Source organism: Amycolatopsis sp. NBC_01488 (assembly GCF_036227105.1).
Lineage (GTDB): Bacteria > Actinomycetota > Actinomycetes > Mycobacteriales > Pseudonocardiaceae > Amycolatopsis.
Genome location: NZ_CP109434.1, coordinates 7,739,948 through 7,766,227 on the forward strand (window position 1 = coordinate 7,739,948; position 26,280 = coordinate 7,766,227).

Here is a 26,280-nt window from a genome sequence, read left to right on the forward strand (position 1 = left end):
GTGCCGTGGTGCCACCTCCGGCGGACCGGTCAACCGAGTTCGGGGCGCCGGTCCCGGACCGGGCTGACCGCCTCGAGCGCCGCACCCAGGCGCAGGATCGTCGTCTCGTCGTACCAGCGGGAGACGAGTTGGACGCCGATCGGCAGGCCCTCGGCGCTCACCCCGAACGGCAAGGCCAGCGCGGGCAGGCCGGTGAGGTTGAACGGAACGGTCGCCCGCATGATGCCGCGTGCCGGCACGGTGACGTCCCCGACGAGGAACTTCGACCGGGCATGCGGCGGCGCGGGAACGGGACACACCGGACACAGCAGCGCGTCGTAGTGCTCGAAGTATCCGGTGAACATGCCACTGAGTGCTTCGACCTGCTGCTGCGCGGCGACGTACTCGGCCAGGGCCGGCTCCGGCGCGCTGATCGTCCGCTGGATGACGGTGTGCACCTCGGTCTCTCGCCCCGTGACGACCCGGCGGAAGTACGGCACCACCTCGGCGGCGAACAGCACTGCACTGAACGCCGTCGAATCCACCGAGGCCAATCGGTCCAGCGGGGCGCGGTCCACCGTGCACCCCAGGTCCCGCAACGCATCGGCCGCAGCCATGACGGTCGCCGTCACCGCACGATCCACCGGGCCGAACACGGGCTCGCCGGCCCAGCCCACCCGCATCCCCGCCACCTCCGCCGGCCCGGGCGCGAGGGGCGGCGAAGACCGGACGTAACCGTCGATGCCATCGGGCCCGGCGAGGACGCCGAACGCGGTCCTGATGTCCCGCACACTGCGCGCCATCGGCCCGACATGCCAGTAGCGGCGCGGCACCTCCGGCCAGTGCCCGGTGACCGGTATCCGGCCCCGAGTCGCCTTCAGCGCCACGATGCCCGTGTCGTGAGCCGGTCCGCGCACCGAGATGGCCACGTCGCTCCCGAGCCCCAGCGGCGACATCCCCGCGGCGATCGCGGCCGACTCGCCGCCGCTGGAGCCACCGGGGGTCCGGTCCCCGTGCCACGGATTGCGGGACCGTCCGATCAGGAGGTTGTCGGTCTCGGTCCAGTAGGAGAACTCAGGCAGGTTGGTCTTCGCCAGTGGCAGCCCGCCGGCCGCCCGGAGCCGGGCGACCGCGGTGGCGTCCGCCGCCGGCACGTGGTCCCGGAACACCACCGAACCGCGCGTGGTCACCGCACCCGCCACGTCGAGCGCGTCCTTGACCGTGAACGGCACCCCGTGCAACGGTCCCAGTGGCTCACCGGCCGCCACCGCCTCGTCCGCCACGCGGGCCGCAGCGAGCGCTTGCTCGGCCAGCACCGTGATCATCGCGTTGACCACCGGATCGACCGCCTCGATGCGATCCAGGTGCGCCTGGACCACCTCCACCGCGGACACCTGCCGGGTGCCGATCAGCTTCGCCAGCCCGGTCGCGTCCTGGCGCCAAAGCTCCTGCTCGCTCATCAACCGGCCCTTCTCCGACGCCGTCGACAAGATCACCTTACAACCGGAGCGTGGCCATTCCGGGTGGGCGCAGCGTGGTCACGCTTTGCCCGGCGCGCTTGGGGAAAACATCTCGGCGTGGTCGGCGACGAACTGGCGGAAGGCCCGCGCCGGCCGGCCGAGCAGCGACGGTACGTCCTCGGTGACCCAGTCGGAGTCCCCCTCCGCGAACAGGCCGAGTGCTTGGGCGTTCATCCCGGCGACAGCTTCGGGAAACCCGGCGTCGATCATGGCCTGCCGCTGCTCTTCGAACGTAAGGGGATGGAAGGTGATCGGCCGGCCGAGCACGGTCGAGAGCACTCCTGCCGCGTCCGGGTAGGAGAGGCGCTCGGGCCCGGTGAGCCAGTACGTCTTTCCCGCGTGGGGAGCGGGTGAGACGGCGATTTCGGCGGCGACGGCAGCGACGTCGGGCTCCTCTCGCCGAGCGAGCGACAGCGCCGCCGCCGAGCCCACCTTGCCGGCGGTCGTGATGAGGATCATGGTTCGAGCAGGCCGTCGCGGAAGAGACCGACCCCCGTCAGCGCATCCGGACCTACCTCGCGGGCGTCGGCACCGCGATGCGCCTGCACGGCCCCGCGTTCTACGACGACATGGTCAGCTACGCACCGACGGCCCGGATCTACCGCAAGAACTCCGACGTCGCCGCCCGCCGGGTCCACGAGATGATCGACGAAGGCATCCGGGCCGGCGCCTTCCGCGATGTCGACGGGAACTTCGCCGCCCAGGTCGTCGCCATCACCATCGACGCGGTCCAGTCCGGCGCGCTGCTGCAGAGCACCGGACTTTCCGCGGGCGACGCGTTCTCCCGCCTCGGCGACCTCATCCTGGACGGCCTCAGCCTCCCGGCCACCTCGGAGCAATCCCTTATGCTCCCGCGGGAGTCCGGGAAAGCAAGCGAGCGGGCCGCCCCGGGAGTGGCTACGCGCCGGAAGCCGGGGGCGGCTCCGTGGCCGTGCGCCGGGTCAGCTGCTGCGCCAGCTCGAACACCGCCTTCGCCCGGGCGAACTCCGCCGGGGTGAACGGCAGCAGCCGGCGAGTGACGACCACCAGGCCGCCATCGCCGGTGACCAGCCGCATCGCGCTTCCCTCGAAGCCCTCGCCGGACCGCCGCCCGATCCCCGCCGGGGCCTGCTCGACCACGCAGTCCCCGAGCAGGCCCCGCAGTACCTGCGCCAGGTCGGCCTCCGCCGCCACCAACCGCGTGGCCAACGTCAGCACCCGGGCCGGCAGGTCGACGAACTCGTGCACATCGGCCGGCACGACCCGCACGTCCCGGCCGCCACCCAGTTCGGTGACCTCGGCGATCTCGTCCGCCGTCGCTCCGGCCGGCGCGCGCACGAGGAACTCGTCGATCGCGCCCTCCTCGGCCGCGAGGACCTGCATCGACACGATGTCGTACCGGTGGGCCGCCAACGCGGCCGTCACACCCGCGAGACTCCCGGGCACGTCCCGCACGGTCGCCCGGACCCGCCACGCCACCCCGGCCGGCGCTTCGCCCTCCGCGCTTTTCACCCGGGCACACCGGCGATGGGTCCACCACCGACGCCCGGCCGCCGAGACGACGAGCAGCCCACCGAGCACGAACAACACCACCGGCCCGACGCGGTTGTGCGACAGCGTGCTGACGAACAAGTCGGCGACGCCCGTGGCGATGAACAGGGCCGCGAGCTCGATCAGCTCACGCGTCGTGGACCGCTTCGCGTCGTCGGCGGCCGGCCGCCGGGTGTCGGATTCAGTCATGCGGACCAGCATCGGCGCCCGTCCTTACCTCGAACCTGCCCATCTGTCACGATTCAGTTAACCGCCGCGACAGAAACTCCGCGGCCGGCAACTCACCTGTTACCGCGACCGGGTCGTCGATGGGCCCAGTGCCGGGATCCGCTCCGGGCACCGGCGCGTCTTCGGCTCGGCGGCAAACGCTCCCGGTTGCCGCCGAGCCCCCATCTCCCTGCCGCCCTTGACAAAGCTGAGGTCGGCTGACGGCATTCAAGGTTCTCGCGGCCAGGGCAGAGGTGATCCATCGTGCGCCGTTCGATCCGGCAGCTGGGGAGAGTGCAAGCTGCGTCGGCCGATCGTCGCGCGGATGCTGTCGATCTGAATACCGAGGTACCCGCCGGCGGGCTTGTCGCCGGCCCGGCGGCTCCTTCGGGTCAGGCTTTGGCCACGCGTTCGCGGACCGCGGGGACGACCTCGGCGGCGAACCGGCGCAGGACGTCCGCCGAGTCGGCGCGATAGAGGAAGAACGTGTCGATCCGCTGGGTCAACGCCACCTCGGCGAGCTGTTCGGCCCACACCTCGGGCGCCCCCTGCAGGAACCCGGAGCCGGCGTCGATTCGGCCTTCGATGTTGTAACCGCGGCGGATGTTCGCCGGTGAGCGGCCGGCGGCCAACGCGGCTTCGTCGATGACCTGGTTGGCGGCCGGCAGGGCTTCCGGGGGAAAGAACGGCGAGCTCGGGATCCAGCCGTCGGCGATGGCCCCGGTCAGGCGCAGCAGTCGTGGCTGGTAGGCGCCGAACCAGATGCCCAGCTCGTGCAGCGGCGCCGGACCGGGCTTGACGCCGCCCAGCTGGTAGTGCTTGCCCGCGAATTCGACGTCCGCCTTGGCTGTCCACAAGGCACGGATGACGTGGACGGCTTCCTCCAGTGCCTCGATCGACTGACCGGCGGTGCGCCGCGGTCCGCCTTCCGCGACGATGTCGTCCCACATCTGCTGGGCGCCGGTCCCGAGGCCGAGTTCGAAACGTCCGCCACTGAGGATGTCGAGGGTGGCTGCAGTGCGGGCCAGCACGGCGGGCGGGCGCAGCGGGAGGTTGAGCAGGTTGGGCAGCACCGTGATCCGCGTCGTCCGGGCCACGATCGCGGAGAGCAGCGCGATGGTGTCCAGTCGCTCCGGCCAGTACGGGTGATCGGACAGGGTCACGACGTCGTAGCCGAGTTCTTCCATCAGCTCGGCCAGCCCGACGACGTCCTGCGGGCGATCCGCGGGCGGCTCGAGCAGGGCACCGAACTTGAGGTCGTGGGCGGTCACCGCGCTCCTCCGATGCGCTCGGGCGTGGCGGTGCCGTGCACCCGCTGGGCGTGCGCCGCGAAGGCTTGGGAGGCCAGGTCTCCGATGACCGCGCCGACCTCGGGCGGCAGGGACGCGACGATGTCCCGGACGGTGCCGGGGTCGGCCTCGTAGGCCATGAGCCCGAACATCAGCGGCATCTGCTCCGGGGCGACGTCGGCCGCGCCGGCGGCGACCATCTGTCCCCATTCGGCGGCGGTGATGTGCTTCTCGATGAGGGGAAGCGCTTTCTCCTCCTCGACGGCGAGGTGCTCGACGAGCCGCGCGTGCAGCCGGGTCACCGATTCGGCGAGCGCCGCACCCCGCGCGGGGTCGGCGCTGTCACGCCAAGAAGCCAGCTCCGCGCGCACCTCGCCCAGCAGTGCGTCGATGGCCTCGTGCTGTTCTTCCATGACCCGCACGACAGGCTCCGCGTCAGCGCCGGCTCGGTCGAGCAGCCGGTGCCAGAGGTGTTCGTCCTCGCTCGCGTGGTGGTGATGCAGCACAGTGTCCACGAGCCGGACGTGATCGGCGACGACCGCGGCGCGCTCGAGGTCTCCGTCGGCGACGCCGCGGATCAGTGCCGGGGCCAGGCCGATCTCCCGGCGGAACATGGTGTGCGCCAGATACATGTCGCGCACGTCGGCCAAGGGTTCGTTGGTCATGATTGCTTTTCTAACAGGAAAAAAGCCACCGGTAACGGAATTGTCCAGGATGCGAATCAGTTTATCCGCGAAGCGTACGCAGCGGTTTCTGGCCGTATTTGGCCTCGTGCGCGGCGGCGAACCGGCCGAGGTGGGCGAAGCCCCAGCGGCGGGCCACGTCGGCGACCGAGTCGGCGGACGGGTCGGCGGCGCGCAGCTCCTCGTGCGCCCGGCGCAGCCGGACGTCGCGGACGTATTCCATCGGAGACATCCCGAGGTGCTGCTGGAACCCTTTCTGCAGGGTGCGCGGGCCGACCCCGCACCGGGTCGCCAGCAGGGTCAGCGTGAGCGGCGCTTGCGGGTCCGATTCGATGAGGTCGATCGCGGCGCGGACCGACGCCGGCCGCGCGGCGACGACGGGTCCGGCGAGCGCCTCGGCGTGGGAGTGCGACGCCGCGAGGACGAAGCCGTTGAGCAAGCTCTCCGCCAGCGGCGCCGCGACCAGCGGCTGAGACAGCAGCCCACCCGGGAGCGAGAGCTGCCGATTGACGGAGAACAGCAGGTCGGCCCAGCTGCGGCCATAGCCGTCCCGGGTGTTCATGACGGGGTCGAAGGTGACCCGGCTCGAGGTGCGGTCGCCGACCAGGCGGGCCAGTGCGGTCTCCACGGCCGGCAGGTCGATCCGCACGCACAGGGCGCGATAGCCGACCGGCCACCGCCCGGTGAACTCGCCGCCGCCCGGCAGGTACACCGCCGAGGATCGGCTGTTGACGATCATGTCGACGCCGCGGTGCCGGGACTCGAACCGGCCGGTGATCGGCAGGTGGACGTAGAACCCGGTGCCGACGTCGTCGGTTTCGAGCCGCAGCTCTTCCTGGAACGCGACCTCGCCGATGGTGATCGGCCCGAGCGCGGCGTCCCGGTAGGTCGACACCGTCATCTCCGCCTGCGGCACGGTTTCGATCGTGGACGTGCGCACGAACATCTGCTACCCCCGCCGCGACGCGTTTCGTCGCTTTCAAGGATACGGACGGTCCGTCCTCCGGCGGCGACGGGCGGGTCGGGCAGTGGTCCACCGCGTCAGACGGTGTTCCCGGGCCGGGTCGCCTCGATCGCCTCCCGCAGTGCCCGGCGGCTGAGTCTGCTCAGCACCGTGCCGATCGGCACCTGCAGAATCCGAGTAGTCCCGGCCGAGCTACAGCTCCAGTTCCTGCCGGGCTGCTATCAGCTCCACCGATCAGAAATCCGCCGCCACGTCGTCAGTTCTGGTAGCCCCCTCGCACCGGTGGAAGGATCGACGACCATGACCGACGCCAGACCGCTGGGCGCCGACGAGGCCACGTTCATCGCGGTGGTCCGCTCAGGCGATCCGGCACGGTTCGCGCTCATCACGGAGCGCCACCGGCGTGAGCTGCAGGTGCACTGCTACCGGATGCTCGCGAACTACGAGGACGCCCAGGACATGACGCAGGAGACGTTCCTGCGAGCGTGGCACAAGCGGACGTCGTTCAAGGGCCACGCCGCGCTGCGGACCTGGCTGTACCGGATCGCGACGAACGTCTGCCTCGACTTCCTCGAGAAGCGCAATGACCGCACCCCCGTACCGTCCGAGCTGCCGGACGCCGGCTCCGAGCCGGCGTACCTGCAGCCGTACCCCGACCGGATGCTCCCCGAGGACCCGCAGGAATCGGTGGTGGCGCGGGAGACGATCGAGCTGGCGTTCATCGTCGCCGTCCAGCACCTGCCGCCGCGGCAGCGGGCGGTGCTCATCCTGCGCGACGTCCTCGGCTGGCCGGCGTCGAAGGCCGCCGACGCCCTCGAGCTGACCGTCGCCTCGGTCACCAGCGCCCTGCAGCGGGCGCGGGTGACGATGCGCGAGCAGCTGCCCGGCCGCCGCCTCGACTGGCGGAGCCCCGCCACCCACGAGCTGTCGAACGACGAGCGCGGCGTGGTGAAGGCCTACATCGACGCCCATGAGCGCAACGACCTCGACGGGCTGATGTCCCTGCTGCGCGACGACCTGCGCTTCGCGATGCTGCCCGAGCCGGGCACCCTGATCATGGGGGCCAAGGACGCGGTGGACGGCTGGGTCTCCGGCGGACTCTTCCAGCGCGGCAAGGACGACTGGCGCTGCATCGCCACGACGGTCAACCGCATGCCTGCCGCCGCGCTGTACCTGCGCACCCCCGACGACCCGGAGTACCGGTTGTTGAACATCGCGGTCCTGCACATCGTGGACGGGAAGATCGCCGAGCTCACCGGATTCGACGTGACCGGCAAACCATGGCTGGACCTGCCCCCGACACTGGGAAAGGTTCCCTCATAGCCGAGGGGCCCGTGTTCATCGCTTCGTCTCGTATCGGGTCAGCACCACGCCGCCGGGAAACGTCCGTGTCTCCACGAGGTCCAGGTTCACCCAGCTGTCCAGCGCCGTGAAGAACGGCGTGCCGCCGCCCACCAGGACCGGATGGGTGACGATCGCGTACGCGTCGATCAGCCCGGCCCGCATGGCCGCCCCGGCGAGCGTGGCGCCGCCGATGCCCATCGGGCCGCCGTCCTCGGCCTTGAGCCGGGTGATCTCGGCGACCGGGTCCCCGGTGACCAGGCGGGTGTTCCAGTCGACCTTGTCGATCGTCGAGGAGAACACCACTTTCGGCGTGTCCCGCCAGTTCCGCGCGAACTCGATCTGCGCCGGGGTGGCACCCGGCTGCTGGTCGCCGGTCGGCCAGTAGGAGCTCATCGCCTCCCACAGCTTGCGCCCGTACAGCGACAGATCGTTCGCCCGCTCCCAGTCGAGCCACCACTGGAACAGCTCGTCGCTCGGCGGCCCGCTCCAGCCGATGTCGACGCCGGTCGCGGCGATGTAGCCGTCCAGGGTCACGTTCATGCCGAAGATCAGTTTTCGCATCGTGCCAGCCTCTCGTGAGTCGATTTCACACGTTTAGACGGGTGCGGCGCGAAAACCTGATCGGTGCGCGATCCGCATCCGCAGGACCCCGGTATCGGCGGCACGGCTCAGCGACCGGGCCGGAACGCCGCGCGCCGGCCGAAGCCCACCGCGACGAGTGCCGCGGCCGCGAGGGCGACTATCGCCGCAGGCAGGGCCTTCGCTCCGACGCCGTCGACGAAGACCGCCCCCACCGCGCCGGCCGCGAAGATCGCCAGGTTGAACGCCGTGGTGACCATGGCGATGGCCGCGTCGGCGTGCTCGCCGGTGGCCGCGCCTGCGGCGGTCTGCAGCTGCGTCGCCGAGCCACCGAAGGCGAGTCCCCACAGGATGATGGCGAGGATCGCGAACGGCGTGGACCCCAGCGCCGGCAGCGGAAACCGCGGCGGTGGTCGATAGGACGTGGGCATGGCGCCGGTAGCGGCCGGCGCCTGGGTGATGTCGGACATGGTGACTCCTTGTGGTCCTTGCCGCGCCGGGTGGCCGGCGCGACAAGGACGGTGACGAAGGGGCGGCGGCGCTCAGGCGGAAGTGGTGACGCCGAGGGAGAAGTCGAAGTTGCCCGCGCCGTGGCGGCCCAGGCCCATCATCACCAGGCCCGTTCCTTCCAGCCAGCGCGCCATTTCCAAGGGGCCGGTGTCCAGCGGGCGCAGCCCGAGGCTCGTGATGAACGTCGACACGGTCGCCTTGGGCTGGGCGTCGTCGCCGGCGATGAGCACGTCCAGCGGGCCGCCCCGGGCCAGGACGTGGCCGAAGACGGTGTTGAACGCAGCGACGTCGGCGCCAGCGGGCCGACGTGTGCGGGCTCCGCCTCCGCGGCTGTGGCGGGCACGACCGCCGCGGCGAGCGCGAACGCAACGACGACGGCCCGTCTCTTCATCGAGGTTCACGACCGGCGCATGAACGTCTCCTGACGTCATAAAACGTTTCAATCAGCCGAGGGACTTCTTACACCTTCGTCGCGAGGAAACAAGGAATCGCCTCGATCCTGTCCGGAGGACGCCGAACAGGACATTCGATCAGCTCAGCGCGCCTTGTTCGCGCAGGTGATGCAGATCCGCGTCGCCGGGAGGGCAACGAGCCGGCCTTCCGCGATCGGTCCCCCGCAGCGTTCGCAGGTTTCGTAGACGCCGGCACGCACGCGCTCGAGGGCGCGGTCGAGGTCCGCGAGGTCGTCCTGTGCCTGCCGCAGCAACGCCTGGACCTGCGCCCGTTCGAACGCGATCGTGACCCCTTCCGGATCGTGTTCGTCGTCGTTGCTGGTGAACTCCGACGCTGCCACGATTCCGTCCCGCTGCCGGGCGAGCGCGCCGGCGAGCCGCGCGGTCTCGGCGCGGGCGCGGGCGATGAGGTCCGCCGCGGCGTGATCGTCCATGCGCGAAGTCTGCCACGAACCTTGACGAGCGTGACCCCCGTAGGTTGCCACGTTGAATCGTTTCATGTACTCCGCTGAGCGAGGCAGGAGACCACCCATGAGGATTCTTCGCCCGCTCGTTCTCGCCCTCGTGGCCATGCTGACCCTGGCAGTCCCCGTGAGCGCGTCCCCGTTCACCACCACCGTGACCAACTTCGACGCGCAGGGCCACCCGCCCGGCGGGGGCGGCCGGCCGCTCGTACCTGCCGATCGCCGGGGACTCCGCGCCGGCAAAGGCGGCGGTGACCGAATTCATCGAGTCCATCGGGTACGGCGTGGTGGATGCGGGACCGCTGGCGACAGCTGGCGGCAGGCGACGGGCACGCCGGTGTGGGGAACCCCATACGGGCCGTACACGGACGAGAAGGGCCAGCCGGTCGACGAGGACGCCATCCGCGCGGCACTGGCCACCGCGACGCGGTAGCCGCAGGTTGGCGCGGGCGGCGGTAGGGGCCGCCGCGTCGTGGCCCCGTCGGGTAGGCGCCGGGCGGGGCCACGACGCAGAAGTCGTTGCCGTCCGGAAGCACGGCCACTCCCAAGCTGGTGTCCCGGCGGACCTCATCGGTGATCACAACCGGCCGGTACGCGCGATCACCTGGCCGGCGAAGTCCAGCATCTGGTCAAGGCTGGTGAACACCGCGAAGGCATCGAAATACGCCTCATCGACACCGGACTCGGCGTACCGCTGGAGCTTGTCCGCGAGCGAGCCGGCGGACGTGCCCGGTCGAGGTTGATCCGCATGGCCGTCTTCAGCGCGTCGGGATCGCGGCCGGCGTCCCTGCGCCGCTCGGCGCGCGATCGACCACAGGCGGTCGGCGCCCTCGTCATGACCGGTGCTCGACGCGGCGGGCGCCGCCCCGTCGACCGCGAGCCAGCCGACCCCGCTGCGGCCCACTCGGCGCATCGCGGCCTCGCTGGCACCGCCGATCCAGATCGGTGGCCTGCCCGCCTGGACCGGGCGCAGGTCGGCGTGGACCGGTGGCAAGGTGAAGAACTCGCTGTCCCAGGACACCGGATTGGTCGTCCACCACGCGTGCAGGAACGCCAGCACGTCGTCGAGCATCTTGCCGCGCCGGTGCCAGTCCGCGTTGCGGGCGGTGTCGTATTCCTGCTTCATCCACCCCAGCCCCACCCCGACGCCGAGGCGGCCGTCGCTGAGCACGTCGAGCGTGGTCAGCAGCCGGGCCAGGTGCGGCGGCTCGTAGTAGAACGTGCTGAGTGTGCTGGCGTTCAGGCGCATCCGGCTGGTCGCCGCCGCGGCGACGGTCCACAGCAGCACCGGATCGAGGGAGCGGGTCATCTGCGGCCCGTGGGCCAGGTAGCTGCTGTCCACGTCGACCGGCGTGATCAGGCGATCGCCGACCCACAGGGTGTCGTAGCCGAGGTCCTCCAGCCCGCCGCAGAACGCGCTCAGTGCGGGGGCGCCGCGGACGGCGGGCCCGACAATGGGAATCACGAAACCGAGCTTCATCGCGTCTCAGCCGGCGAATTCGTTGACGCCGAGGGCGAAGTCCCCGTGACCGACCCCGTTTCCGGCGAGGCCAACCGTGACCACTCCCATTCCTTCCAGCCAGTGCGCCATTCTCAGGCCGCCGACGTCCAGCGGGCGCAGCCCGAGGCTCTTGACGAACGCCGCCACGTCCGCCTTGGCCTGTGCGTCGTCGCCGGCGAAGAAGACATCGGGCCGGCCCTTCTCCAGGACACCACGGAAAATCGTGTTGAACGCCTTCACCACGCTGGCGCCGGCCGGGGCCACCTTCGCAACTTCCTGCGCGATCGACGTCTCCTCGCCGTGGGCCAGTCCGTCGAACGTGGCGTTGAAGGGATTGCTGATGTCGACGATGACCTTGCCCGCGAGCGCGGCTCCGTACTCGGCGACGACCGGAACGACACCGTCGTACAACAGGGCCGTGATGACGATGTCCCCGGCCGGTACGGTGCCCCACTTGCCCGTCGTCGCGCCGCCGCCCAGCGCCTCGGCCAGGTCGTCGGCCTTGGCCTGATCGCGGCCCATGACCTCGACGGTGTTTCCGCCCGCCACCGCGAGCGCGCCGATCGTGCGGGCCATGTTGCCCGTGCCGATGAGGGTGATGCTGCTCATGAGATGTGCTCTCTTCCCGTTCTCGAGGTGTCCGCGTTCGAAATCAGATGGCGGTGGTGCCGCCGTCGGTGACCAGCTCCAGGCCGTTGACGTAGCTGGAGTCGTCGGAGGCGAGGAACAGCGCGACGGCGGCGATCTCCTCGGGGCGGCCCATCTTTCCCCGCGGGATCAGGGATTCGAACGCGGCCCTGGTGGCCTCGTCGAACAGTTCTTCCTGCTTGGCCGTGGCGACCTGGCCGGGGGTCAGGACGTTCACCCGGATCTTGCGGTCCTTCAGCTCGTTGAGCCACACGCGGGCCCAGGCCTGCTGCACGGCTTTGCTTCCCGCGTACAGGCTCCAGCCGGGGAAGGCCCCGAGGGACGCGTTCGACCCGGTCATCAAGATCGAGGCGCCGTCGTTGAGCAGCGGCAGCGCCTTCTGCACGGTGAACAGGGTGCCGCGCGCGTTCAGCGAGAACGCGCGGTGGAACTGTTCCTCGGTGATCTCGCCGAGAACGGCGGGTTCGCCCATTCCGGCGCTGGCCCACAGCACGTCGATCGAGCCCTTTTCCCGCTTCACCGTGTCGTACAAGCGATCCAGGTCGGCCAGTTCCGCCGCGTCGCCCTGCACGGCGGTCACGTTGCGGCCGATCAGCTCGACGGCCTCGTCCAGCGCGTCCTGCCGCCGGGCCTGGATGAAGACGTGCGCTCCTTCCTCGACGAACGATTTCGCGCCGGCCAGTGCCATCCCGGTCGATCCGCCGGTGATCACCGCTACCTTGCCATCGAGCTTGCCCACGAGCACTCCGTTGAATTGAGGGATTTCCGGATCACGCCGGTTCTTAAGTACACCGCTCTGTGTAGATAACGTACCCGACGGCCGGCGGGGGACGCAAGCTACGTACACCGTTCGGTACCGAACGCTCTATACTGCGAGGATGACGGAGTTGGAGAAGGGCCCCTCGGGCCGGCGCCGCGGCCGGGGCGCCCGCGAGCGCATCCTCGGCGCGTCCCAGCAGCTGTTCCGCGACCAGGGCATCAACCGCACGGGCATGGACCAGCTCTGCGCCGTGGCCCAGGTGTCCAAACGCACGGCCTACCAGCACTTCACCAGCAAGGACGACCTCGTCGCCGAATACCTGCGCCGCTTCGATCCCGACGTCATGCCCGAGGTGTTCGACCGCACCGACCTCACCCCTCGCGAACGGCTCCTCGCCGCCTTCGACATGCCCGCCTCGACGCCGCTGTGCCCCTACATCGGGGCAGCCGTCGAACTCCACGACCCCGATCACCCCGCGGCCCAGTACGCGCGCGACTACAAGAAAGCCATCGCCGCGCGGCTCACCGAAACCGCCCGCGAAGCCGGCGCCACCGAACCCGAACAGCTCGGCGAACAGCTGGCACTGCTCATCGACGGCGCCTCCGCCCGCACCCGGGTCCTCAACAGCGGGTCATTCCCCACCGCCGCCGCCATCGCCGCCATCCTCATCGACAACGCCCTCCCCGCCTCACCGCCTCGACAGTCCAGCGATGCCACCGGGCCTGCTCAGGACGCGCCGCCGCGAGGCCGATGACGGCTCGCCGGCCGGAAACCGACGCCGAGTTCGTTGAGGCCGGAGTCCGGCAGCTGCCGGACTCCGGCTACCTGCACTGTCGACGGATTGTCGACGGCGGCTGGCACCGTGGCCTGTGAGCGGCACATCCGGCGTGGGGCAGCTGGCACGAACCCCTTCCTCAGTGCCCTTTTCCGAAGCACGACGTCGCCGGGGCAGTAATCCACGATCAGGAGGGTCACCATGAAATTCCGCAAACTTCCCGTCACTGCCGCTGCCGCCGGCGCGGTCACCGTGCTCGGCGCCGGCGTTTTGGTCACCACTCAGGCGGACGCCGCGGACAGCAGCATCAGCTTCGCCATGGTCAGATCCGGCGTCGCCGCCAACGCCAACTGCCTCGCGGCGGCCACCGCGAAGGTACGTGTGGTGACGCACGGGCAGAACGAAACCATGACCCTGCACGCGGCCGGGCTGCCGGCCGACACCGGGTTCGACCTGTTCATCACGCAGGTGCCGAACGGGCCGTTCGGCGTGTCGTGGTACCAGAGTGACCTGCAATCCGGCGACGACGGCACCGCGTCGGTCACCGTGATCGGCCGGTTCAACGTCGAAACCTTCGCCGTGGCGCCGAACACCGCACCGGCGCCGGTGGTCCACCCCGGCGACGCGGCGAGCAATCCGGCGTTCGCCCCGATCCACACCTTCCACGTCGGCTTCTGGTTCAACTCGCCCGCCGACGCGGTCAAAGCGGGCTGCCCCGGCACGGTCACTCCGTTCAACGGAGAACACAACGCCGGAGTCCAGGCCATGAGCACCCGCAACTTCGCCGACGACAACGGGCCGCTGCGCCAGCTCGTGTCCTGAGAAGAACGCTACCGAGTTCGCGGCCCGACCCGGTCCCGGCGTCACCGCCGGCTGAATTCGTCCCGTTCGCCGAGGTGAAGAGCGTCAGCCGGTGCAGGCCGAGGCCGGGATCGCGCAGGTGGGTGCGTTCGAGCAGGACGGCGGGGTGGGGGTCGTCGTCGGCGACGGCGATGGTGAACATTCCGCGGCGCAGCTCGAGGCGAAGGTCGGTGCGGCGGATCGTGCACTCGGTTCGCCGCCGGATCGTGTGCGCTGGTGGCGTTCCTGGCCGTTCTGACGGATCCCGATGGCGAGCAGATCGTGGCTGCCAGGCGATCCGGCCATGGCCGTCAGGGCCCTCCAGGCGCATCCTGTGAAGTGCGCGGAGTGGGCGGGCGTGGCCAGAGCATGCTGGGTTCTGGCCGGCGAGGAGGAATAAATGGAAAGCGCGCCGAGCAGGACGGCGATGTTTGCGGCCGTGTCGCGCGGATTGTTTCGCCTGGAGACGGCGTCGCCGTGGGTACTGGACGATGTGCTGGCCCTGGTGCTTGTCGGCCCGGTGTGGCAGCAGCTGCGAGACCAGTTCGATCCGCTGTTCCCCGCCCCGGTCCGCCGCGAGTCACGAGCGGCTGTCTGCACCCGCAGCCGGTACGCCGAGGACCGGCTGGCTGCCGGTGCCTTCACGCAGTACGTGATCCTTGGCGCGGGGCTTGACTCGTTCGCGTGGCGGCGGCCGGATCTGCTCGGCTCGCTGACGGTGTTCGAGGTTGATCACCCTGCCTCCCAGGCCTGGAAGCTCGAGCGGGTCAGGGAGCTCGGCCTGCCGCTCAGCGACTCGCAGGTATTCGTGCCGGTTGATTTCGAGGCCGGACCGGTTCAGGATGCGCTGGGCCCGGCCGGGTTCGACTGGGCGCAGCCGGCGATGTTCTGCTGGACGGGCGTCGCCCCCTATCTGACGGCACAGGCGATCGAGTCGACGTTGCACACGATCGCGGCGGCTGCTCCCGGGTCTGAGGTGGTGTTCTCCTACCGGGCCGAGGACGGTGCGCTCGACGACGTGGGGACGGAATTCGCCCGTATCTACACGCCGATCGCGGCTTCTGTCGGCGAGCCTCTTCAGCCTGGCTGGCCGGTATCCGAGATCGAGAGGCTGATCAGCCGGTGCGGGCTCAAGGTCGTGGACCACCCCGCACGGGCAGACCTCCAGCAGCGGTACTTCGCCGGCCGTACCGATGGCCTGCGGCCCTATGCCTTCGAGACCCTGGTGGCCGCGCGGGTCACCTGAGCGAGCGCAGGCCACGTCGGCAACTTCACCGTCTGCGAGGGCCAGGCGGTGACGGTACGGCAGAGGTGTACCGCAACCTCCAGGGCCTCGGCGTCGCCGCGTCGCGTCCGTTTTGCTCATGCTGGGCGCAGTCCGAGGGTTTCGAGGATCCGGGTGGCGTCCCGGGCGTGGTGCCTGCAGGCGGCGATGCTGGCGTGCCCGGCCGTTTTCAAGATGCCGATGGCCAAGTTGCGCAGGGCGGCCATGGCCTGGGGTCCGCTGCCGGTGCGGATCTGGGCGGCCGCGGTAACCGGTCACGACAAGCCCTGCTGTGGTGAGTCGTTGTCAATCTCTTGACAGTTACCGGCAAATCTTGTCGTCATCAGTTAATCGAGTGAATCCGGCGATCTGCGCAGTCACCGTCGGCAGCGTCGCAGTACTGTTTTCCATTCTGAGTGCGATTCGGCTCGACCAACGCAGAGGCGGCGGATTTACGGCATGGATGCGGACGGCCCGCTGACCTGTGAACTGTCCCAGCTGCACGGAGCGATGATCGTCCGACCGTCGGGTGTCCTGGACGTCCGCACCTATCCGGTGCTGCGTGATGTGCTGCTCAAGTGCGCGGCCGACCAGCCCCGCGCGGTGATCGTCGACCTCGACGAACTCGAGATCGCCAGCGACTACCTGGCCAGCGTGTTCGTCACGGTGTGGCTGCGCGTCTCGCAATGGTCGACGGTGCGGCTGGTGGTGGTTCCCGGACCGGTGCACGCGGAGTTGTCGTGGCGCGGCCCGATGCGACGCTTCCTCACGATCGAGCCCACTGTGCTCGCCGCGCTGGACAACCTCGACGAGCCGGCGCCGCGCCGCCGCACCGAGTTGTGGCTACCGCCTTCGCCACTGAGCGTGCAGCCGGCAACGCGGTTCGTCACCGACACCTGTGCCAACTGGAGCATCGAGCCGCTGACGGCGCCGGCCGCCACCGTGGCCGGCGAGCTCGTCGAAAACGCCGCCGAACACGCCCGTTCACCGGCGCGCCTCCGGCTGGAACTGCGGCTGGGCCGCTTGACCGTCGCCGTCGCCGATGACGACACGCGACCGGTCTCGCTGCCCCGGCCGCGCCCGGAAAGGGGGGAACCGCGCAGCGGCCTGCAGCTTGTCGCGCACTTGGCGCACGCCGCCGGCTGGTCTCGGACGCAGTCCGGCGGCAAGGTGGTCTGGGCCGTACTCCGGCAGCCACGCGTGCGGACACCTTCGGCGATCGACTCGAACAGCGACTGAGCTGCGTGGCACGACACCGTCTTCTCAAAACCACGGCCCTGCGAACCAAGGGCTGTGCCCGCGAGTGTGGGCGTTGCTGCTCGCCACTCTCGGGCTCGAACCCGCCGACGGCATCGGCGATCCACCACGGCCGCCGGCCCGTCCCGCAGGCCCAGGCAGCCGAACCTCGGACCCGGCGAATGTGGTGACCTGAAGTCCACAGTGAACACTGTGCGCCGGCGCACCCGGCAGTGCACTGTTCAGTCACCCCGTCGCAGAGGAACACCGCACCGGAGCGCTCCAGCGTGGGTGCCAGGCGCTCCCCAGGGGGCGCCGGAACCGCTACCACGTGCCCCCGCGGTGACGTGCCCGGAGCACAGTAGTACCGCGGTACTACGGGCGGCGCCGGATTCCCTCCTCCGGTACCACGATCTCCCTCCCCGCCGTCCCTAGCGTTGGGCAGCGAACGGACCGGGCTGTCCGGTCCGGGATCTCAGGGGATGAGCGATGATCGAGGCACACCAGCTGACGAAGCGATACGGGGAAAAGACCGCGGTGGACAGAGTGGACTTCACCGTCCGGCCGGGCACCGTCACCGGATTTCTCGGGCCCAACGGCGCGGGCAAGTCGACCACGATGCGGATGATCGTCGGGCTCGACGCGCCGACCAGTGGCTCGGTCCTGGTCAACGGCCGCCGCTATGCCGAGCACCGCGCGCCGCTGCAGGAAGTCGGGGTTCTGCTCGAGGCCAAGTCGGTGCATCCCGGCCGGTCGGCGTTCGACCACCTGCTCGCGCAGGCCCAGACCCACGGCATTCCCCGGCGGCGGGTGCACGAGGTGATCGAGCTGGCCGGGCTGCAGTCGGTCGCGAAGAAGCGCGCGGGGAACTTCTCGCTCGGGATGGGTCAGCGGCTGGGGATCGCCGCGGCCCTGCTGGGCGACCCGGCGACGGTCATCCTCGACGAGCCGGTCAACGGCCTGGACCCCGAGGGCGTCCTCTGGATCCGCACCCTGCTCACCGACCTCGCCGCCGACGGCCGGACCGTCTTCGTTTCCTCGCACCTCATGAGCGAGATGGCCCTCGTCGCCGAGCACCTCATCGTCGTCGGCCGGGGACGGCTGCTCGCCGACACCACCGTGCACGACCTCGTCCGGGACGCCGGCGGCGACACCGTGCACGTGGCCACGGACCAACCGGGCCGGCTGCGTGACCTCCTGGCCGGGCCGGGCGTCGAGATCGTCGGCCGCACGGGCTCCGAGGAACTCCAGGTGAGCGGCCTCTCGGCCCGCTCCATCGGGCGAAAGGCCGCCGAGCACGGCATCACCCTGTTCGAACTCTCCCCCCGGACCGTCTCCCTCGAGGACGCCTTCATGGACCTGACCCGCGACGCCGTCGAGTACCACGGCGCCACCACCGGCATCGACTCGCTCGGGAGCGCGGCATGAGCACCCTGACGACGCCTGCGGCCCACACCGCCCGGGCTGCCCGCCCGGCCTACCGCGTGACCGGACGCCACGTCCTGCGCTCGGAGTGGACGAAACTCTGGTCACTGCGCTCCACCTGGATCACCCTCGGCCTCGGCCTGGTGTTCCTGGTGGCGTTCGGGCTGATCTCCGCCGCGCGGTACCAGTCCAACATCAGCTCGGGCCAGCGTCTCGACCCGGACTTCGCCAACGCCACCGCACTCAGCCTGTCCCTCTTCGGCACGAACTTCGCGCAACTGGCGTTGGGCGTGCTCGGGGTGCTGGTCACCGCCGGTGAGTACTCCACCGGCATGATCCGCTCGACGCTGACCGGAGTTCCGCGCCGGCTGCCCGTGCTGTGGTCCAAGTCGGCGGTGTTCGGCGCCGTCGCGCTGCTCGTCGGCGTGGCCGGCGCGTTCCTCGCCTTCGTGTTCGGCAGCGCCATCGTGGCTGGGACACCCGCGGCGATGACCCTGTCGCAGGCGGGGGTCCTGCGCAGCCTGCTGGGCGCCGGTCTCTACCTGGGCCTGGTCGGCGTGATCGGCGTCGCGCTCGGGATGCTGCTGCGTTCGGTCGCCGGCGGTATCTCGGTCCTGGTCGGGGCGCTCATGCTGATCCCGGGCCTGGTCTCGCTGCTGCCGGCTTCGTGGCAGGGCAACATCAGCCCGTACCTGCCGAGCAATGCGGGCCAGTCGATGTTCGCACTGACCCACGACGCGACCAGCCTGTCGCCGACCGCCGGTCTGCTGGTCTTCCTGGGCTGGACCGTCCTGCTGCTGGGCGGAGCGGCCTACCGGCTGGCGAGGTCGGACGCTTGAGCAAGGCTCCGCCGGTGCGGCACCCGGGTGCCGCACCGGCGGTTTTCCGCGACGATGGGCAGGTGAGGCACGTGCGCAGCGACGACCAGGTGGGCCACCCGCCTTCGTCGTGGACCGCTCCCCTGCCGGCGCACCCGCTGGTCACCCGGCTGACGCGGCTCGGCCAGCGGGTCCGGCAGGCGGACCGACGTCGCCCGTGGGTGCTGGACCTGGCCGTCGTCGCCGCGCTGTTCGCGATGCTTTGCCTGCCGGATCTGGTTCCGCACCACGAAGACCGCGGCCCGGAGGAACTTCTCGTCACCTTCACGCACTTGCCGCCGGTGGGCACCCTGGCGCTGCAGGCCGGCCTGGTGCTGCCCCTGCTGTGGCGGCGGCGGGCACCGTCGGTGGCGCTGGCCCTGACCGCGGCGGCATTTCTGGTCCAGTGGTCGCTCGGGGTCTTCCTGCGCGCCGACGTCGCGCTGCTCGTGGCGCTCTACAGCGTGACCCTGCACGGGCGCCTGCGGCACCTGCCGTGGGCCTGCGCGGCCGAGGTCGCGCTCCTGATTCCCGTGGCCGCCCGGGTTTCCGGGTTCGTGTCCTTCTGGGAGGCCCTGTTCTTCCTGCTGACGGCGGTCACCGCCGCCGTCGCGCTGGGGCTGGCCGTGCGGATCCGCCGGGCCCAGCTCGCGAGCCTGCGCGACCGCGCGGCCCAGCTGGAGATCGAACGCGACCAGCGCAGCCGGCTGGCGGCCGCCACCGAGCGCGTCCGGGTGGCCCGCGAGATGCACGACATCGTCGGCCACAACCTGTCGGTCATCATCACGCTGGCCGACGGCGGCGCCTACGCGGCCGACGTCGCCCCGGAGCGCAGCAAGGAAGCGCTCCGGCTGGTCGGCGACGCCGGTCGTCAGGCACTGGGCGAGCTGCGGCGCATGCTGGGCGTCCTGCGCGAGAAGGCGGACGTACCCGAGCTGGATCCCCAGCCGGGAATCGCCGACCTCGACGCCCTGTGCGCGCGGATCCGCGCGGCCGGCCCGGAGGTGGTCTACCGGTCCGCCGGCGAACTGGACACGCTCGACCGGGGCGTGCAGCTGATGGCGTACCGCATCGTCCAGGAAGCACTCACCAACACGCTCAACCACGCCGGCCCCCGCACCCGGATCGACGTCCAGGTCGCCGCCGACGGCGTGGAGCTGCGCATCCGCGTCCGGGACAGCGGGCGCGGTGACGGCCCGCCGCAAGCCCTCGACCCGTCGGACAAGGGAAACGGGCTGGCGGGGATGCGGGAGCGTGCCGCCCTGTACGGCGGGACGGTCGACGCGGGCCCCACGCCCGGCGGCGGGTGGGCCGTGCAGGCCGTTCTCGACGTCGCGCCGCTGCCCGGTGCACCTGGCGGGACACCGTGACGACCATCCTCATCGCCGACGACCAGCCGTTGCAGCGCTTCGGTTTCCGGATGCTGCTGGATGCGACGCCGGACACCGAAGTCGTCGGCGAAGCGGCCCACGGCGCGGAAGCCGTACGCCGGACCGCGGAGCTGCGGCCCGACGTCGTCCTCATGGACATCCGCATGCCCGGCATGGACGGCATCGAAGCCACCCGCCGGATCCTCGCCACCGGCGGCCGGTCCCGCGTCCTCGTCATGACCACCTTCGACATGGACGAATACGCCTACGCCGCCCTCCGCGCGGGAGCCAGCGGATTCCTCCTCAAAGACGCCCACCCCGAAGAACTGCTCGCCGGCATCCGGGCCGTCGCCGGCGGCGACGCCGTCATCGCCCCCGCCCTGACCCGCCGGCTGCTCGACACCTACGGCCACCGGCTCCCCGACGCCGGAGCCACGCCGACGCCACCCGCCGATCCTCGCTGGCAGTCCCTGACCGCCCGGGAACAGGACATCCTGGTCGCGATCGGGCAAGGATGCACCAACGGAGAAATCGCCGAGCGCCTCGTGCTGTCCGAATCGACGGTCAAGACCCACGTCGGCCGGGTGCTCGCGAAGGTGGGGGCCCGCGACCGCATCCAGGCGGTCATCCTCGCCTACGACCTCGGCCTGACCCAACCGAACCCGCCCGCCTGAGCTGGTCCCGACGCCACGTCTCGATGGCGAAGTGTCCTCCACCGCTCGGGACTCGGGCCGGCCATCGTCGACCAGGTGCTCACCCAGCACGGCGGCCGCGCCGAGGCCGGCCGGGCCGACACCGGGGCGCGCGGTTCGATCTCCTCCCGCCGGCCGCTTCTTAACGAAACCGCGCGTGATCTTCATCGAACTCTCATGGACGGGCACCACCGTCTGAAGGGTGACTCAACGGTCCGCGCTCTCGCCCAGTCCGCTGGCGACCCTGACGCTGGTGATGGCCGCCGTCGCCCAGGCCATCATCGCCGGGCTGACCCTCGGTTTCGCCGGCAACGTCAGCCCCTGGCACGACCCGGTCAGCGACTACGCCTGGCACCGCGGCGGCCGGTTCCTGTTCGCGGTGGCCGTCGTGCTCCTGCTCGCGGCCGCCGCGGCGCTGGCGGCCGCCGCCCACCTCGCCGCGCTGCCCCGGACGCCCCTCGTGAGCGCCCTGTTCCTGCTCTGGACGGCCGGGCTCGTCGTGGTCCTGCTGTTCCGCAGCAACTTCAGCGCCGCGGACGCGACGGCGTCCGGGGAGATCCACCGCGCCGGCGGGGCCGTGCTGTTCGCCAGTCTCCCGCTGGCCGCGTGGGCGCTGAGCACGCGGCTGCGGACCGACACGCGCTGGCTCGCCGCAGCGGCCACCCTCCGGCGTGGGGCGGTCGCGGGAGTCGTGACGGCGGCGGCGTTCGGCCTGGCGCAGGTCGTCGGCTGGCTCCCGGCCGGCCTGCTCGAACGCGTCGCCCTCCTGGCCGAGTTCCTGATCATCGCCACCATGGCGACCGCCCTGCGGCGGGCCGTCCGATGACCGCCATCGCCATCGCCTGCGCCCTGCTCGCCGCGGTTCTCTTCGCGGCGGCGGCCACCCGGCAGCACGACGAGGTCGCCGGCCTGGCCGTCGACGGCACGCCCCGGCTGCGCACCCTCGCCCGGCTGCTGCGGTCGCGCGGGTGGTGGGCCGGGACGTCGCTGGCCACCGGCGGGAGCCTGCTGCACGTCGTCGCCCTGTCCCTGGCCCCGCTTCCCGTCGTCCAGCCGCTGGGCGTGTTCAGCCTGGTCCTCACGGTCGTCTTCGCCCGCCGCGCCCGCAACCGCCGGGTCCTCGGCGCCGTGGTCCTGGTCCTGCTCGGTGTCGCCGGTTTCGTGACGCTCGCGGCGTCCGCCACCACGGACATGCCGATCGGCTCGGGAACGGCCGAGTCGGTCGCGGTGGCCGGGTTCGCGCTGGCCGCGGTCGTCTGGTTCATCCGGGCGAGCTGTGCCGTGCTGGCCGGGGCGGCGGCCGTCCTCTTCGGACTCGGCTCGGCGGTCGTGCACGCCGCCGTCACCCAGCCGCTCGCGGCCGCCGTCCTGCTGGGCGCGCAGGCCCTGCTCCTGCTGGGTGCCGGTGGGGTGGTCCTGCACCGCGCGTACGCCGCCGGGCACACCGCCGTCGTCGTCGGCACCACGACCGTGCTCGACCCGCTGACCGCCGTCGCCGTGGCCGCCCTGGCCTACGGCGAAGCGCCACACCTCACCACGACCACCGCGGTCCTCGCGGCCGCGGCCGCCTTCGTCGCTCTCGCCGGCGTGCGCGTGCTCGCCGGTGCCCTTCCGCACAACCCGTCCCGAGCCAAGGAGAACTCCGTGCCCGAGCACCCGTCCGGCCTTCGCGTCCTGATCGGCGCCGACACCTTCCCGCCCAACGTCAACGGCGCGTCGTTCTTCGCCGAACGGCTGGCCCGGGGCCTCGCCCAGCGCGGACACGAGGTCCACGTCGCCTGCCCGTCCGCCGACGGTCCGTCGCACACCGAGGAGCGCGACGGCTACACCGTGCACCGGATCCGGTCCCGGGCCATCCCGTTCCACGGCGACTACCGGTTCTGCACCCCGGGCGGCGCCCGCACGGAGGTCGGGCCGCTCCTGGACCGGCTGCGCCCCGACGTCGTCCACGTCCAAGCCCACTTCGGAGTCGGCCGCGCCCTCCTCGAAGCGGCCGCCGAACGCGGGCTCCCCGGCATGGCCACGAACCACTTCATGCCGGACAACCTGCTCGGCTACACACCCTTCCCTCGGAGGGTGAAGGACTCGATCGCCCGCTGGGCCTGGCGAGACCTACTCCGCGTCTACCGCGACGCGCGCATCGTCACCACGCCCACCCCGCGGGCCGCCGAAGTCCTCGCCGGGATCGGGCTCGACCGGCCGGTCCAGGTCGTCTCCTGCGGCATCGATCTCGCCCACTACGCCGCGCCCGCGCGGCCGGCCGGGGAACCGATGTCGGTCTTGTTCGTCGGCCGCCTGGACGCGGAGAAGAACATCGACCAGCTGCTGCGCGCCCTCGCCCCGCTGCCGCACGTCCGCGCGGACCTCGTCGGCGACGGCACCCGCCGTCACGACCTCGAGACGCTCGCCACCGAACTGGGTATCACCGATCGCGTGACCTTCCACGGCTTCGTTCCCGACGCCGAGCTCGTCCACCGGTACGCCGAGGCCGACGTGTTCTGCATGCCCGGCACGGCCGAGCTGCAGAGCCTCGCCACGATGGAGGCGATGGCCGCCGGCCTGCCCGTGATCGCCGCCGACGCGCTCGCCCTCCCGCACCTCGTGCACCACGGCACCAACGGCTACCTGTTCGAGCCGGGCGCGATCACCAGCATTTCCCGGTGGATTGCCGAGCTGGCCGCGGATCCCGACACTCGTGCCAGGATGGGCGCGAAGTCCCGGGCCATCGTCGCCCGCCACGACATCGACGAAGCGCTGGGCACTTTCGAAGCCCAGTACCGGATCCTGCTCGGCCTGCCCGCGCCGACCATGATCGCCCAAACCGCGTAGCCCGGCAGGGACGGGCAGGCGCTCGATCAACCTCGGTTGGCCGGGCGCTTGTCCGTTCCACCGGAAGAAGTACCCGAGCACCGCGGCGATCGCGCCGAGCTGGGCCAGTGACAGCGCCATCTGTTCGCGCGCCGCCGGCGTGTCCCGGCCGGGCGTACCATCCGAGCATCGCCGACGAGTCGGTCGCGGAGTCCGACAGCGGCACTGCCGGAGCAGGAAGCGGGAATCGACGGAACAACCGTGAAAGGTGACGTCGTGGACGTGCAGTTCATCACCAGCGTTGCCGTCATCACCGCTGACCCGAACGTCAGCCGCAGGTTGTACGTCGACGCGCTTGGCTTGGCGCTGACCGCAGAAGGTGACGGCTACCTGCACAGCGAAAACATCGAAGGGTGCAAGTCCTTCGGGATCTGGCCCCTGACTCAGGCCGCGCAGGCGTGCTTCGGCACGCCTACCTGGCCAGTGGAGCGGCCGGTGCCACAAACGAGCATAGAGTTCGAGGTCGCCGACGCCGAGACCGTCCAGGTTGCAGCGGACGAGTTGAGGGAGAAGGGCTACACGCTGCTTCACGACGCACGTACCGAGCCGTGGGGACAGACCGTCGCTCGACTGCAGTCCAGCGAGGGTGCCATCATCGGCATCTCTTACGTGCCCTCGATGCATTAGCAACGAGAAAGAACGTTCCTGAGACCGAATCCGCTGCCGGCACGATAGTCGAGCGCTTCTTTGCCCCACCCGTGGGGCGAATGCGCCGCTGCACGGGCCGGAGAAAGTGTCGCAGCGCGGTCGTCTCCGCGGTGAACCGCCCTCGCGCCGGCGAGGCTCAGGCCGCGTGGCCGACCGGGCCACCGTCCCCGAGTCACCGGCCGGCCGGACACGCCCTTGACGCCACGTCCACGCCCATCGGAGGTCGCGGGGGTCCGACGGCGATGGGGCCTTCCCAGCGGGAAGACCCCATCGCTGCTTCGGCCCTAGGACCCCGCGAGGTGGGCGCGCAGCGGGGTGGACCACTTCTGCTGCGGCCCGCCGTTGACACTCCAGATCTGCAGGGCGTTGCCGTTGGCGGTGCTGCCGAACTGGTCGTCGAGGACGTTCCCCGCACCGACGTTGACCAGGTACCCGTTCGGCTGGACGTCCCACTGCTGGGTCGACGAACCCGAGCACGGGTTCTTGATCACTCCGCTGCCCGGGGCGGTGGCGCCCGTGTCCAGGCATTTGCCCTGCGCCTGGAACGTGCCGTCCCCATTGGTGTTGAAGAACTGCGGAGCCGTCTGGTCGCAGTCCCAGAGGTGCACCGTCGCGTTGTCCGCCACGTCGCTGTCGACGCACTTGCCGCCGATCCCGACGAGCTGGCCACGCACCTGCGTCTGGGCGGCCAGGTGCCACTGCTGCATCGCGCCGCCGGAGCAGGTGTCGACCACCACGCCGGCGTGGAGGTCACCGGAAAGCGCGGCGAGGCAGAGGCCGGACACCGGGTTCACGAGCGCACCACCCGGCTGGGCCACCCACTGCTGGGTCGAAGCGCCGGAGCACGGCAGCTGCGGTACACCGATTCCCGGCGCGTCGACGCCGGTCTGCGGGTTGCCGCCGCTGTCGAGGCACTTCCCGTCGACGCGCAGGGTGCCGTCCCCGACGGACACCCACTGCTGCGCCGGCGAACGGTTGCAGTCGTACAGGAACACCGAATCCTGCGTCGGGTCGTTGCCCGGCACGTCGAGGCAGCGCCCGCCCGGGCCGGTCACCTCCCCCACCAGACCGCGCTGAGCCGGCAGCTGCCAGCCCTGCGTCGACCCGCTGCCGGCGGTGCAGTCCTGCAGCGAGAGGCTCGCCCGCGCGGACGGGCCCGACGCGGTCAAGCACCGCCCCGACGCCGCACCGATGAGCGAGCCGTCGTCGCGGGCCACCCACTGCTGGGCCAGCGAGCCGTCGCAGGGCCGCAGTCCGACCGGGGTACCGCCGTCGGTGCCACCGCCGGCGTCGACGCACCGGCCGGCCGGCCTGCTCGAGTCCATAGTGGACACCGGCGGAGCGGGTGGCCGGGGTGGCGGAGTCCCACATCTGCCCGGCGGGCAGCACGCCGAAGATCTGGTCCCCGGCGACGAGCTCGACGTCCCCGGCGGCGTTGAGCCGCGGCCGCAGGCCGGTGAGGGCGAGCGTGTAGGTGTACGACGCGGGTGCGTCGCGACCGGCCAGCACGAGCTGCTCGGTCAGCCCGGCCGGGGTCGCGGCGAGGCGGACGTCGACGCCGGGCAGGGTCCTCGCGTAGGTCACCTGGGTGCCCTCGGCCTCGCCCGCCACCGGCGCGGCGCCGTCGAGGCCGTACGCGAGGGCGTGGGTCGCGTCGAAGGCGAGCCGGGCGAGGGCCGGATCGTTCGCCGTGGTCGCGAAGTCGACGTCGGCACCGGGCGTCTTCGGGCGGAGTCTGCCCTGCTGGGGCGAGAGGGTCACGTCGATCGGCTGCCAGCTGCCGTCGCGCCGGTGGGCGAAGCGCTGATCGGGGAAGACCCGCAGCGTGCGGCTGCCGTCCGGGTTCTGGAAGGTCTGGGTGGTGGCGGTGCGGTC

28 protein-coding genes are annotated in these 26,280 nt (G+C 71.1%); 13 read left to right on the plus strand and 15 right to left on the minus strand.

The window, feature by feature from the left end:
- Window positions 1-29 precede the first annotated feature (29 nt).
- The 7 genes from OG738_RS36320 to OG738_RS36350 form a co-directional block, all read right to left on the minus strand.
- Window positions 30-1,475 (minus strand): amidase, encoded by a 1,446-nt coding sequence (locus OG738_RS36320; protein ID WP_329047772.1) that lies wholly within the window; start codon window positions 1,473-1,475, stop codon window positions 30-32.
- A 42-nt stretch (window positions 1,476-1,517) separates the two neighbouring features.
- Entirely contained in the window at window positions 1,518-1,958 is a 441-nt protein-coding gene (locus tag OG738_RS36325) for a hypothetical protein (RefSeq protein ID WP_329047774.1), read from the minus strand.
- Window positions 1,955-2,338: a hypothetical protein gene (locus OG738_RS36330; protein WP_329047776.1), complete on the minus strand. Its 384-nt coding sequence runs from the start codon at window positions 2,336-2,338 to the stop codon at window positions 1,955-1,957. The genes OG738_RS36325 and OG738_RS36330 overlap by 4 nt, the downstream gene beginning before the upstream one ends.
- A 58-nt stretch (window positions 2,339-2,396) precedes the next feature.
- Window positions 2,397-3,218, minus strand: a complete 822-nt coding sequence (locus tag OG738_RS36335; RefSeq protein WP_329047778.1) for an ACT domain-containing protein — start codon at window positions 3,216-3,218, stop codon at window positions 2,397-2,399.
- A gap of 410 nt (window positions 3,219-3,628) precedes the next feature.
- Window positions 3,629-4,507, minus strand: coding sequence for an LLM class flavin-dependent oxidoreductase (locus OG738_RS36340; RefSeq protein WP_329047779.1), 879 nt, complete (start codon window positions 4,505-4,507; stop codon window positions 3,629-3,631).
- Window positions 4,504-5,190, minus strand: a complete 687-nt coding sequence (locus OG738_RS36345) for a hemerythrin domain-containing protein (RefSeq protein WP_329047781.1) — start codon at window positions 5,188-5,190, stop codon at window positions 4,504-4,506. Before OG738_RS36345 ends, OG738_RS36340 begins: the two co-directional genes overlap by 4 nt.
- A 61-nt stretch (window positions 5,191-5,251) precedes the next feature.
- Complete coding sequence (locus OG738_RS36350) at window positions 5,252-6,148, minus strand: helix-turn-helix transcriptional regulator (protein ID WP_329047782.1); 897 nt, start codon at window positions 6,146-6,148, stop codon at window positions 5,252-5,254.
- A gap of 324 nt (window positions 6,149-6,472) precedes the next feature.
- Here OG738_RS36350 and OG738_RS36355 point away from each other — a divergent pair, with 324 nt between their 5' ends.
- Complete coding sequence (locus OG738_RS36355; RefSeq protein ID WP_329047784.1) at window positions 6,473-7,495, plus strand: RNA polymerase subunit sigma-70; 1,023 nt, start codon at window positions 6,473-6,475, stop codon at window positions 7,493-7,495.
- A gap of 15 nt (window positions 7,496-7,510) precedes the next feature.
- On the opposite strand, the gene OG738_RS36360 is transcribed toward OG738_RS36355, so the two are convergent.
- The 7 genes from OG738_RS36360 to OG738_RS36390 form a co-directional block, all read right to left on the minus strand.
- Entirely contained in the window at window positions 7,511-8,077 is a 567-nt protein-coding gene (locus tag OG738_RS36360; protein WP_329047786.1) for a dihydrofolate reductase family protein, read from the minus strand.
- Between the two features lie 107 nt (window positions 8,078-8,184).
- Window positions 8,185-8,565, minus strand: a complete 381-nt coding sequence (locus OG738_RS36365) for an MFS transporter (protein ID WP_329047788.1) — start codon at window positions 8,563-8,565, stop codon at window positions 8,185-8,187.
- A 72-nt stretch (window positions 8,566-8,637) separates the two neighbouring features.
- Window positions 8,638-8,835: a hypothetical protein gene (locus tag OG738_RS36370; RefSeq protein ID WP_329047789.1), complete on the minus strand. Its 198-nt coding sequence runs from the start codon at window positions 8,833-8,835 to the stop codon at window positions 8,638-8,640.
- Between the two features lie 305 nt (window positions 8,836-9,140).
- Complete coding sequence (locus OG738_RS36375; RefSeq protein WP_329047790.1) at window positions 9,141-9,491, minus strand: TraR/DksA family transcriptional regulator; 351 nt, start codon at window positions 9,489-9,491, stop codon at window positions 9,141-9,143.
- A 607-nt stretch (window positions 9,492-10,098) separates the two neighbouring features.
- Window positions 10,099-10,986: a TIGR03619 family F420-dependent LLM class oxidoreductase gene (locus tag OG738_RS36380; RefSeq protein ID WP_329047792.1), complete on the minus strand. Its 888-nt coding sequence runs from the start codon at window positions 10,984-10,986 to the stop codon at window positions 10,099-10,101.
- A gap of 21 nt (window positions 10,987-11,007) precedes the next feature.
- Window positions 11,008-11,631: an NADPH-dependent F420 reductase gene (locus tag OG738_RS36385; RefSeq protein ID WP_329047793.1), complete on the minus strand. Its 624-nt coding sequence runs from the start codon at window positions 11,629-11,631 to the stop codon at window positions 11,008-11,010.
- 43 nt (window positions 11,632-11,674) lie between these two features.
- Window positions 11,675-12,409: an SDR family NAD(P)-dependent oxidoreductase gene (locus OG738_RS36390; RefSeq protein WP_329047795.1), complete on the minus strand. Its 735-nt coding sequence runs from the start codon at window positions 12,407-12,409 to the stop codon at window positions 11,675-11,677.
- A 139-nt stretch (window positions 12,410-12,548) separates the two neighbouring features.
- On the opposite strand from OG738_RS36390, the gene OG738_RS36395 reads away from it, so the two are divergent.
- From OG738_RS36395 to OG738_RS36450, 12 genes are all read left to right on the plus strand, one after another.
- The gene (locus OG738_RS36395; RefSeq protein ID WP_329047796.1) at window positions 12,549-13,184 is read left to right on the plus strand and encodes a TetR/AcrR family transcriptional regulator; all 636 of its coding nucleotides are present in this window, start codon (window positions 12,549-12,551) and stop codon (window positions 13,182-13,184) included.
- Between the two features lie 222 nt (window positions 13,185-13,406).
- Window positions 13,407-14,027 (plus strand): hypothetical protein, encoded by a 621-nt coding sequence (locus OG738_RS36400; protein ID WP_329047797.1) that lies wholly within the window; start codon window positions 13,407-13,409, stop codon window positions 14,025-14,027.
- A gap of 91 nt (window positions 14,028-14,118) precedes the next feature.
- Window positions 14,119-14,304 carry a hypothetical protein gene (locus tag OG738_RS44805; protein ID WP_442875834.1) on the plus strand — a complete coding sequence of 62 codons (186 nt, stop codon included), beginning with the start codon at window positions 14,119-14,121 and terminating at the stop codon, window positions 14,302-14,304.
- Between the two features lie 141 nt (window positions 14,305-14,445).
- Window positions 14,446-15,291, plus strand: coding sequence for a class I SAM-dependent methyltransferase (locus OG738_RS36410; RefSeq protein ID WP_329047799.1), 846 nt, complete (start codon window positions 14,446-14,448; stop codon window positions 15,289-15,291).
- A gap of 477 nt (window positions 15,292-15,768) precedes the next feature.
- The gene (locus tag OG738_RS36415) at window positions 15,769-16,548 is read left to right on the plus strand and encodes a hypothetical protein (RefSeq protein ID WP_329047801.1); all 780 of its coding nucleotides are present in this window, start codon (window positions 15,769-15,771) and stop codon (window positions 16,546-16,548) included.
- Window positions 16,549-17,034: 486 nt separating this feature from the next.
- Window positions 17,035-17,973: an ABC transporter ATP-binding protein gene (locus tag OG738_RS36420; protein ID WP_329047803.1), complete on the plus strand. Its 939-nt coding sequence runs from the start codon at window positions 17,035-17,037 to the stop codon at window positions 17,971-17,973.
- A complete protein-coding gene (locus OG738_RS36425; RefSeq protein ID WP_329047805.1) occupies window positions 17,970-18,809 on the plus strand; it encodes an ABC transporter permease in 840 nt (279 codons plus the stop codon). Before OG738_RS36420 ends, OG738_RS36425 begins: the two co-directional genes overlap by 4 nt.
- A gap of 71 nt (window positions 18,810-18,880) precedes the next feature.
- Entirely contained in the window at window positions 18,881-20,197 is a 1,317-nt protein-coding gene (locus tag OG738_RS36430; RefSeq protein WP_329047806.1) for a sensor histidine kinase, read from the plus strand.
- Complete coding sequence (locus OG738_RS36435; protein ID WP_329047808.1) at window positions 20,194-20,871, plus strand: response regulator transcription factor; 678 nt, start codon at window positions 20,194-20,196, stop codon at window positions 20,869-20,871. Before OG738_RS36430 ends, OG738_RS36435 begins: the two co-directional genes overlap by 4 nt.
- Window positions 20,872-21,091: 220 nt before the next feature.
- Window positions 21,092-21,715 carry a DUF998 domain-containing protein gene (locus OG738_RS36440; RefSeq protein WP_329047810.1) on the plus strand — a complete coding sequence of 208 codons (624 nt, stop codon included), beginning with the start codon at window positions 21,092-21,094 and terminating at the stop codon, window positions 21,713-21,715.
- Window positions 21,712-23,718: a glycosyltransferase family 4 protein gene (locus OG738_RS36445; RefSeq protein ID WP_329047812.1), complete on the plus strand. Its 2,007-nt coding sequence runs from the start codon at window positions 21,712-21,714 to the stop codon at window positions 23,716-23,718. Before OG738_RS36440 ends, OG738_RS36445 begins: the two co-directional genes overlap by 4 nt.
- Window positions 23,719-23,973: 255 nt before the next feature.
- The gene (locus tag OG738_RS36450; protein WP_329047813.1) at window positions 23,974-24,384 is read left to right on the plus strand and encodes a VOC family protein; all 411 of its coding nucleotides are present in this window, start codon (window positions 23,974-23,976) and stop codon (window positions 24,382-24,384) included.
- A gap of 305 nt (window positions 24,385-24,689) precedes the next feature.
- On the opposite strand, the gene OG738_RS36455 is transcribed toward OG738_RS36450, so the two are convergent.
- Window positions 24,690-25,730, minus strand: coding sequence for an RICIN domain-containing protein (locus tag OG738_RS36455; protein WP_329047815.1), 1,041 nt, complete (start codon window positions 25,728-25,730; stop codon window positions 24,690-24,692).
- Window positions 25,731-26,280: the final 550 nt, after the last annotated feature.